The 8488-nt window shown below is 71.3% G+C and carries 12 protein-coding genes; 8 read left to right on the forward strand and 4 right to left on the reverse strand.

The annotated features are described in order from the left end of the window. Window positions 1-130: 130 nt before the first annotated feature. On the reverse strand, window positions 131-736 hold the full coding sequence (locus ACWGKU_RS39125; RefSeq protein WP_452180890.1) for a transglycosylase family protein: 606 nt from the start codon (window positions 734-736) through the stop codon (window positions 131-133). 60 nt (window positions 737-796) lie between these two features. On the opposite strand from ACWGKU_RS39125, the gene ACWGKU_RS39130 reads away from it, so the two are divergent. The 3 genes from ACWGKU_RS39130 (at window position 797) to ACWGKU_RS39140 (ending at window position 3611) form a co-directional block, all read left to right on the forward strand. Further along, entirely contained in the window at window positions 797-1702 is a 906-nt protein-coding gene (locus ACWGKU_RS39130) for a metallophosphoesterase (RefSeq protein ID WP_452180891.1), read from the forward strand. A 106-nt stretch (window positions 1703-1808) separates the two neighbouring features. Then, window positions 1809-2477 (forward strand): lysophospholipid acyltransferase family protein, encoded by a 669-nt coding sequence (locus ACWGKU_RS39135; RefSeq protein WP_452180892.1) that lies wholly within the window; start codon window positions 1809-1811, stop codon window positions 2475-2477. Window positions 2478-2513: 36 nt separating this feature from the next. Beyond that, window positions 2514-3611, forward strand: coding sequence for a tetratricopeptide repeat protein (locus tag ACWGKU_RS39140; RefSeq protein WP_452180893.1), 1098 nt, complete (start codon window positions 2514-2516; stop codon window positions 3609-3611). A 37-nt stretch (window positions 3612-3648) separates the two neighbouring features. Here the strand turns inward: ACWGKU_RS39140 and ACWGKU_RS39145 are convergent, their stop codons facing one another. Further along, window positions 3649-3876, reverse strand: a complete 228-nt coding sequence (locus tag ACWGKU_RS39145) for a hypothetical protein (RefSeq protein WP_452180894.1) — start codon at window positions 3874-3876, stop codon at window positions 3649-3651. Window positions 3877-4152: 276 nt separating this feature from the next. Between ACWGKU_RS39145 and ACWGKU_RS39150 the strand changes: the two genes are divergently transcribed. Together ACWGKU_RS39150 and ACWGKU_RS39155 are read left to right on the forward strand one after the other, a co-directional pair. Next, on the forward strand, window positions 4153-5004 hold the full coding sequence (locus ACWGKU_RS39150) for a helix-turn-helix domain-containing protein (RefSeq protein ID WP_452180895.1): 852 nt from the start codon (window positions 4153-4155) through the stop codon (window positions 5002-5004). Then, window positions 5001-5213, forward strand: coding sequence for a DUF397 domain-containing protein (locus ACWGKU_RS39155; RefSeq protein WP_452180896.1), 213 nt, complete (start codon window positions 5001-5003; stop codon window positions 5211-5213). Before ACWGKU_RS39150 ends, ACWGKU_RS39155 begins: the two co-directional genes overlap by 4 nt. A gap of 8 nt (window positions 5214-5221) precedes the next feature. On the opposite strand, the gene ACWGKU_RS39160 is transcribed toward ACWGKU_RS39155, so the two are convergent. After that, window positions 5222-5818, reverse strand: coding sequence for a TetR/AcrR family transcriptional regulator (locus ACWGKU_RS39160; protein WP_452180897.1), 597 nt, complete (start codon window positions 5816-5818; stop codon window positions 5222-5224). Between the two features lie 68 nt (window positions 5819-5886). Here ACWGKU_RS39160 and ACWGKU_RS39165 point away from each other — a divergent pair, with 68 nt between their 5' ends. Beyond that, window positions 5887-6774 (forward strand): alpha/beta fold hydrolase, encoded by an 888-nt coding sequence (locus ACWGKU_RS39165; protein WP_452180898.1) that lies wholly within the window; start codon window positions 5887-5889, stop codon window positions 6772-6774. 76 nt (window positions 6775-6850) lie between these two features. Here ACWGKU_RS39165 and ACWGKU_RS39170 read toward each other — a convergent pair whose 3' ends face one another. Further along, a complete protein-coding gene (locus ACWGKU_RS39170; protein WP_401048453.1) occupies window positions 6851-7264 on the reverse strand; it encodes a peptidase inhibitor family I36 protein in 414 nt (137 codons plus the stop codon). A 310-nt stretch (window positions 7265-7574) separates the two neighbouring features. Here ACWGKU_RS39170 and ACWGKU_RS39175 point away from each other — a divergent pair, with 310 nt between their 5' ends. Then, complete coding sequence (locus ACWGKU_RS39175) at window positions 7575-8234, forward strand: DUF5753 domain-containing protein (protein ID WP_452180899.1); 660 nt, start codon at window positions 7575-7577, stop codon at window positions 8232-8234. 13 nt (window positions 8235-8247) lie between these two features. Next, window positions 8248-8445: a DUF397 domain-containing protein gene (locus ACWGKU_RS39180; RefSeq protein WP_401048456.1), complete on the forward strand. Its 198-nt coding sequence runs from the start codon at window positions 8248-8250 to the stop codon at window positions 8443-8445. The last annotated feature ends 43 nt before the right edge of the window (window positions 8446-8488 follow it).

Here is an 8488-nt window from a genome sequence, read left to right on the forward strand (position 1 = left end):
CGTCCGCTCCGAGTGAGCGGGCGGGCCGTCGGCGTGTCGCGCGGGAGCGGCGTGAACGACGGACCGCCGCCCGCGCCGGGGCGGGCGCGGGCGGCGGGTCGGTGGGGCGGTGAAGGGGTCGCGGGCGGGGTCAGGAGGGGAGGTCGAGGACCAGACCGGGCTCGATGAGGTCCGGGTCCTCGCCGACGGCGGCGGCGTTGAGCTCGTACAGCGCGGGCCAGCCGCCGGGGACGCGCAGGACTTCGGCGATGCCGCCGAGGGTGTCGCCCTCGCGGACGGTCCAGGTGCCGTCCTTGGACACGGCCCTGGCCGGGGCGGCGGCCGGCGGCGGCAGGACGCCCTCGCGGCCGTGGCCGCGGGTGGCGCGGGCGCCGCAGACGGGCCAGGGGGAGAGGCCGCGGTGGTCGGCCAGGTGCTCGGCGACGGCGATCTGCTGCTCGCGGGTGGCGAGGTCGGCACGCGGTGCGTAGGCGAGGCCGCCGTTCTCCCGCCACGTGGGCCGGTCGAACTGGAGGCCGCCGTAGTAGCCGTTGCCGGTGTTGACGCGCCAGTTGCCGCTGCTCTCGCAGGCCGCGACGCGGTCCCAGTCGTAACTGCCGCCGTCCGCCCTTCCGGGGTCGGACCCGCCGTCGCGGCCCGGTGGCGCGGCATGGGCCGCCGGGGCGGCGGCGAGGGCCACGGTGAGGGCGCAGAGCGCGGTCGGGACGATGCGGCGCAGACAGACGGTGGGAGGCATGGGCGGCTCTCGGACTGGGGGACAGAACCTGCGCCGTCCGCGGACGGCGCCCTTCCACCCATGCACGCCGGGCGGGGTGTTCCGGCGCCGACACGTCCGGAAGGTCACCCGCACGGCGGCCCGGTACCACCTCGGTGGCCCGCGGCCGATCGGCCGTCACCTCGCCTTCGGGGCCGACCCCTCCCAGCAGGTCGTCGTCTCCTGGCAGGTGCCGGACGCGGTGACCGCGCCCTTCGTCCGGATCGGCGTCCGGCCCGGCGACTTCGGCGCCGGTCCACCGGCGTCCACTCCTGGCGGTACCAGAACGTCGGGCTGATCAGCCTCGACGGCAACGACGTCTGCTACAACACCCCGGCCAACCTCGACTGCACCAAGGGCAAGCAGAAGAAGTGGCTGGAGAGCCGGCTCACGGCGCTCCGCGCCGACACCGGCATCGACTTCATCGTCGTCCACCCGCACCAGTGCACGTACTCCACCTGCCACGACAACGGCGCCGAACTCGGCGCGCAGCAGGACTGGTCCCCGCTGTTCGACAAGTACCAGGTGGACCTGGTGCTCAGCGGCCACAACCACGTCTACGAGCGGACCGACCCCATCCGGGCCGGCAAAGCCACCCGCAAGGCCATCCGCAAGGCCGCCTCCGGCGACACCGTCGACCCCGCGAAGGACGGCACCACCTACGTCGTCGCGGGCGGCGGTGGCGGCGGGCTCTACTCCTACCCGGCCTCCGACACCTACCTCGGGCACGAAAGCGCCAACGACAAGCCCGTGCCGATGGTGGTCGCCGACCGGAGCGGCCACAACCAGACCGTCAAGGTCACCTGGTCCAGGGTCCGCTACACCGGCTACTGCCTGGTCGCGGCCGAGGTGACCCCCGCCGCCGCGGGCCGGCCCGCCCGGATGGAGGTGCGCTCCCTGACCGAGGACGGCACGGCCGTGGACCGGGTCACCGTGCAGCGCGGCTGACCCGACCGGCACCCGGCCCGGTCTGAGTACGGCTACTCAGGCGGCCGGCGGCGGCGCTCCGCGAGCATGGAGGTGTCACTTCGCCGCGGGACACGGGGGAACAGCCATGCTCAGCACGATCGCCGCCGCCCTGGTACCCGTCCTCGGCCAGCTGTCCGTCACCTCCGAGACGGCCGGCCCGGTCACCCCGGGCAGCATCGTCGCGGCCAACCACAGCTCCCTGGCCGACCCGGGAGTGGTGCTGGCCGCACTGCGCCGGCTGGGCACCGAGCCGGTGGTCATGGCCGCCGCCGGGCTGTGGCGGGTACCGGTGCTCGGCAGGGCGCTGCGGGCCGGCGGGCACATCCCCGTCCACCGTGGCACCGCCCGGGCGGCCGGCGCCCTGGACGCCGCCGCGGCGGCGCTGGCGGCCGGCCGGGTCGTCCTCATCTATGGCGAGGGCGGTCTGCCCCGGCGCCGGGACTCCCGCGACGCGGAGCCGGGCGTCTTCCGCACCGGCCTGGCCCGGCTCGCGGCGGCGACCGGCGCCCCGGTGGTGCCGCTCGGCCAGTGCGGCGCCCGCCGCCTCAGCTCGGGCGGCACCGCCAAACAGCTCGCCGGCTTCGCCACCGCCCCCCTGCGCCGCCCCGCCCTGCACGTCCACCTCGGCACCCCGCTCCACCTGCCCGGCGACATCCCCGAGGCCACCGCCGCCGCCCACCGCGCCGTCACCGCCGCCTGGCGCACCGCGGAGCGGTGTGTCAGTGGGCGGTGGGACCGTACGGAGCCCGGGTAGGCCAGGCGGGGGGAACAGGCGGCTGGGGAGGCCCATGTGAACAGTGAACCGACCATCGACTGGGAGCCGCAGTACCGGGGGAACGGCACGCGTCCCGAGGTCCTCGCGTGCTTCGAGCGGTTCGTCTCCGATCCGGACGAGGAAGGGCTGGCCGCCCTGAAGGAGTCGGCCCTTTCGGCCGACGCCCACGCGGGGGACCTGCACGCCCTGGCGTCGGCCCACCTGGTGTCGGGGCAGTTCGCGGAGGCGGTCCCGCTGCTGGAGTTCCTGGCGGACGCGGGGGCGGACGACCCGGCCGTGCGCTGCGACCTCGCCGGCGCCTACGTCCGGATCGGCAGCGTGGACCGGGCCGGACGGGAGCTGGAGCGCGTCCTCGCCGCCCACCCCGGATGCGTCGCGGCCGAGCGGCAACTCGGCGACGTCCGGGCCTGGTTGCAGTGGCACGAGGCTTCGGTGGACCTCGTGCGGCAGCAGGCCGGCATCCTCTCCGAGCTTGTCGGCGACGGGAGCGGCGGCGCCACCGAGTGGCTCGCCCTGGGGCGGGTGCTGTACCAGCTGGCCGCGGTCCCGCGCAGCGGCGTGGACTGGCCGGACGTGGTGGCCGTCCTGGAACGGGCGCAGCACCTCGAACCCGACCAGGAGCAGGTGCTGGAACTCCTCGCGGCGGCGGCGCACCACGCCGGAGCCGAGGCGCCGTGGCGCGCGGCGCTGCTGGAGCTGGAACGGGTCGCTCCCGGGTCCGGGCACCTCGACCACTGGCGGTCGCTCCCGCCCGCCACTCCCGCCAACCCCGACCGGCTGCTCGCCGTCGCCGCCGATCCGGAGCTTGTCCACGGGGCCGTCCGCGACCTCCGGGCGCAGTACCGGGCGAGTCCCAACAACCCGGACGTGCTGCGCTGCGCGGTGCAGGCGGAGATCGGCACGGGCAACGTGGCCGAGGCGCTGTGGCTGGCCGAGGGCCTCGCCGCCGTCGAGGGGCTCGACTTCTACGGGCACGGCGCCCTGGCGATGGTCTACGGAATGGTCGGCGACAGCCGGGCGCGGCACCACGCCGCCGTGGCGCTGGAGCTGGCGCCGGACGACGACGAACGGGCCTACTTCCAGGATCAGTTGGACGGCCTGAGCGCAGGTTGACGCTGATTGCGGAGCAGTGCCGCGCAGACGTGAGGCGTCAGGCGGCTTCGGCCCGGTCCGTTGCGGCGCCGGTCGGCGGGGAGAGCCAGATCAGCCGGGCGGTGATCCCCGGCCGGCGGGAGAAGTGGCGAACGGCCCGCTCGGGGGAGGGGAGGGTCAGGCGCGTCCGCCCGTCGACGCCGGTGACGTGCGTCGACCCGGCGGCGTCGGCGAACCCCCAGGCCGCGACCCACCCGTCGGCGTCCGCGAGCCCCTCGTCGCACACCTGGACGACGGCGAACAGCCGGGGCGCGGAGTCGAGTACGAGCCCGCACGCTCCTGGTCGAAGGTCGGGACCGTCGGGGGCCGGGCCGGGATCGGGCGGAGGTTTGGCGAGGGCGCAGCAGCCATGGAAGTCTCCTACCTCAAGGCATGGGTTTGCCGGAGATCAGCACTCTTGGTAGCTGACCCATGTCATACGGTAGCGCTTCCATGGCATAATTTCCATGAAGTCCATTGAAGACTTGCCATGTCACTCCGGATGGTGAACGAGAGGAGCGAGATGTCGACGAGCGGCGCCCCAACCTTGCGGCAACAGCGACTTGGGTTTGAACTGCGCAAACTCCGCGAGAATGCCGGGCTCACCTCAACTGCCGCGGCTGCTCGGGTTGGTGTGAACCAGGCTCACATGAGTCGCATCGAAGTGGGCCGCTACCCGGTAAGCGCAGATCGCGTCCGTGCGTTCGCTCGCGCGTACACGTGCACGGACCAGAGCCTCATCGACGCTCTCGCCGGCATGACCGGAAGACGAGTCCGGGGGTGGTGGGAGGAGTATCGCGACATCCTGCGTCCGAGCGCACTCGACCTCGCCGAGTTGGAGTACCACTGCACCGCGATGAGGATTGCATCAGTGATCCACGTGCCCGGACTGCTCCAGACCGCCGATCATGCCCGTGCCCTCTTTCTCGACGTGTTCCCACCCCTGTCGCCGCCCGAAGTTGAGCACCGCGTCTCTCATCGCATCAAGCGACAAGCGGTGCTCTACGGCGATCATTCGGCCTCGCTGTCGACCGTCGTCCATGAGGCAGCCTTGCGCATGGGGGTTGGTGGTCCGGCTGTGGCTCGAAGGCAGATCAGGCAGCTCATCGAGATGAGCGCCCGGGAGGACATCTCAGTTCGCGTGATTCCCTTCGGTGCTGGGGCGTTCCCTGGTTCTGGCCAGCCGATCGTCTACTTCAGCGCTTCCGTGCCTCAACTTGACACTGTTCAGCTCGACACGGATCACGGGTCCGAGTTCCTCGACGCGTATGCCTACCTGGCGAAGTATCGGATGATCCTGGATCGGCTGGATTCCTGTGCGCTCAGCCCGGTCGAGTCGCGTGATCTCATGGCACGTATCGAAAAGGAAACTTGAGAGGCAAGGTCATGTCGGTCCTCAACTGGCAGAAGTCCAGCTACAGCGTGGAGGCCGCCAACTGCATCTACCTGGCAGCGGCACTCGACAGCACCATCAAGATCCGGGAGAGTGACGAACCTGGCGTTGTCATCACCATGTCGCCCGAGAGCCTCCGTGCCCTCCTTCGTGGCGTCAAGGCGGGGGAGTTCGACCACCTGGCGCGGTAGCCCGCCCCCTACCTGCGGCCGGGGAGGATCCGGCCCAGGTGGTAGTGCAGGACGGCGGTCGCCTCGGCCGCCGTCCGCTGCTTGAGCAGCACGCTGAGGCCCAGGCCGGCGGAGGTGGCCAGCAGGACGACGGCCTCCTGGCGCGCGTCCAGGTGTGGATCGGCTGCTCCGGCCTGCTGGGCTGCCGTCAGTTGGGCCGCCAGGAAGGCCTCCATCTCGTTCGGGGCCGCCAGGAACGGCTGTCCGCCGAGCGCCGGGTCGGTGACGGAGAGCACCGCGTACTCGGTGTAGATGAGGTGGAAGGCGCGGCTCTCCTCGTCGGTGGGGACGGCCTCCAGGAGCACCGCCTCGATGATGCCGCGCGGGTCGCCCGCGGCGCCGCTCTCGCGTACGCGCCGCTGGACCCGTTCGCCCATGCGGGCGGCGAGGCGGGTCATGGCGGCGAGCAGCAGCTGCTCCTTCGTGTCGAAGTAGTACTGCACGAGCCGAACCGACACGCCCGCCTCGACGGCCACCGAGCGCATGGTGACGGAGTGCAGGCCGCTGCTCGCCGCTGAGCGGAGCAGCGCGTCGATGATGTGGGCCCGCCGTTCCTCGTGATCCACCAGCTTCGGCAGCGGGTTCCTTTCGGATATTTTTGTGGTACAACCATACCATCAAACAGGGAGGGATCATGACCAGGACCAGCGTCGGACACTTCGTCAGCGAGGCCGCCCGGACGAAGTTCCTTGCGGCGTACGACCGGGCGATGGAGCTGTGGCCCGGCCCGCGCCAGGAACTCGACGTCGAGACCGCGTACGGGAGCGTCCACGTCCACCGCTACGGCGCCACGACCGGCGAACCGATCGTGCTGCTGCACGGCCACGCCGGGCACCCGTCCAACTGGTACCCGCAGATCGCGGCGCTGGGCGAACACCACCCCGTCTACGCGATCGACACCCTGGACGACCCCGGCCGCAGCGTGCAGCGCGCCGTCGCGGCCGGCTCGCAGGAGAACGCGGCCTGGCTGGGAGAGGTCCTGGCCGGCCTCGGGCTGGAACGGGTCCACCTGGTCGGGGTGTCGTACGGCGGCTGGCTGGCGCTCAACCAGGCGATCCACGCGCCCGAGCGGCTCGCCTCGATCGCGCCGCTCGACCCGGGCGGGATCGAGAAGGTCCCCGCCCGGTTCTACGCCCACATGATCGGCGGCCTGTTCGGCATGCTCGCCCCGCGCCCGCTGCGCCCGGCGGTCGGCCGACTGCTCGCCAACCCGGCGCTGAGCGGGCCGCGCGAGATGATCGCCCCGCTGATGCTCGCCATGCGGAGCTACAAGCCGTCCTCCCGTCCGCCGGCCCGGCCCTTCACGGACGAGGAGTTGGCGTCGATCGAGCTGCCGGTGTTCGTCCTGGTGGGCCGGCGCAGCGCGCTGCTGCGACCGCGCCAGGTGGTGGAGCGCGTCACCCGGCTGATCCCGGGCGTGCGGGCGGAGATCCTGGACCGCGCCGGGCACGGGCTCAACCTGGAACAGCCGGAAGCGGTCAACGAACGGCTGCTGGGCTTCATCGGCGCCGTCGGGCGGTAGCGACGGGTGGTAGCCCAGGAAGGCCCGAAGGGCCCCCGCGCGCGGTGGAGGGCCCTTCGAGGTTGCTTGCGGTGCGTCAGGAGAACAGGCGGGCGTCGTTGTTCGCCGCGGCGTTGAGCGATCCCGCGTACCCGTTGTCGAAGGGCACCCAGAGGCCGTCGCTGATCTTGCTGACCCACACCGTGTGGCCGGTGTTGTTCACGATCGAGGCGGCGTTGTTGTACATCGTCACCCCGTAGCCGGAGCCGTTCGCGTAGCGGGCGAACGTGTAGTTGTGCAGGTCGAGGTTCTGGTTCGGCGAGAAGTTGTCGAACGATCCCCAGCCGTTCCCCGGTGAGTTGTAGTACAGGCAGACGCTGCCGTTGGGGCACGCCTCCACCCCGCCCGGACCTGCGGCGTAGGCGCTCCCGGTGGCCATGGCCACCGCGCCGGCCGTCAACGCCGCCACCGCCGCGATGCTGGCCGTGCGCCGTCCGATCTTGATGCGCATTCCGTACTCCCGTCCCAGTCGACAGTGCAGGAAGGCCGGGCGGGCCGAGTCCCGTGCGGACCACTGCCCCCCGAGGCCTCGAACAGGCTGGCACGGGTGCCCCGTTCGCGCTACGGTTGCGCGCGGTTCCGCTTGTGAACAGATCTGGAGGGCGCCGGCTCGGGCTCAGGCTGCTTCGGCCCGGCTCGCCGCGGCGGCCTCCGGCCGCGCGAGCCGGATCGGCCTGGCGGTGACATCCGGCCGCCTGGAGAAGTGACGCACGGCCCGCCCGGGAGACGCGAGGGTCATACGTGTCCGCCCGTCGACGCCGATGACGTGGGTCCGGCCGCCCGAGTCGGCGAGCCCCCAGGCCGCGACCCACCCGTCAGCGTCCTCGCCGCACACCTGGGAGTACCGCGAGATCCTCCCGGCCGGAGCACTCGACCTGGCCGAACTCGAACATCACACGCAGACGATGCGGATCGTTTCAGTGGTTCACATCCCTGGTCTTCTCCAGACCCCTGAGCATGCCCGCGCCCTATTTCGGGACGTAGTCCCGCCATTGTCCCCGCCCGAAGTGGAACACCTGGTATCTCATCGCATCAAGCGACAGGCGGTGCTCTTCGGCGAGCATCCGATTCCGCTGTCGGCCGTCGTCCATGAGACTGCCTTGCGTATGGGCTTTGGTGGCCCGGAGGTTGCCCGTGATCAGCTCGAATACCTGATGACCATGAGTGAATACCCGCACATCGACCTGCGCGTCATCCCGTTCGGCACCGGTAGCTATCCCAGCTCCGGGGCCGGGATCGTGTACTTCGCCGCAGAGGTCGCGCGGTTGGACAGCGTCCAGGTCGATGGGGACCGATTCGAGTTCATTGACACTGAGCCGCAGCTGATCAAGTATCGAGCCGTATGGGATCGGCTGGAGGCGAGTGCGCTCAAACCCGACGCGTCCCGCGACCTGATCCGCCGTACCGCCCAGAGCATGTGAGACGGGAAGAATCATGGCCGTTCAGAGCTGGCAGAAGTCCTCGTTCAGCGGTGACACTGCTAACTGCATCGACGTCTCAGCAGTCGCCGACGTCACCGTCAGGATTCGTGAGAGCGATGACCCCGACACCGTCCTCACCACTTCGCCCGGCGCGCTCGGCGCGCTCTTGCTCGGCGTCAAGGCTGGGGAGTTCGACCACCTGACGACGTGACCTGTGCGGAGTGCACCTTTTGGCCCGTGCCCCAGGTGTCCTG

This window comes from Kitasatospora sp. NPDC054768, from assembly GCF_053612025.1.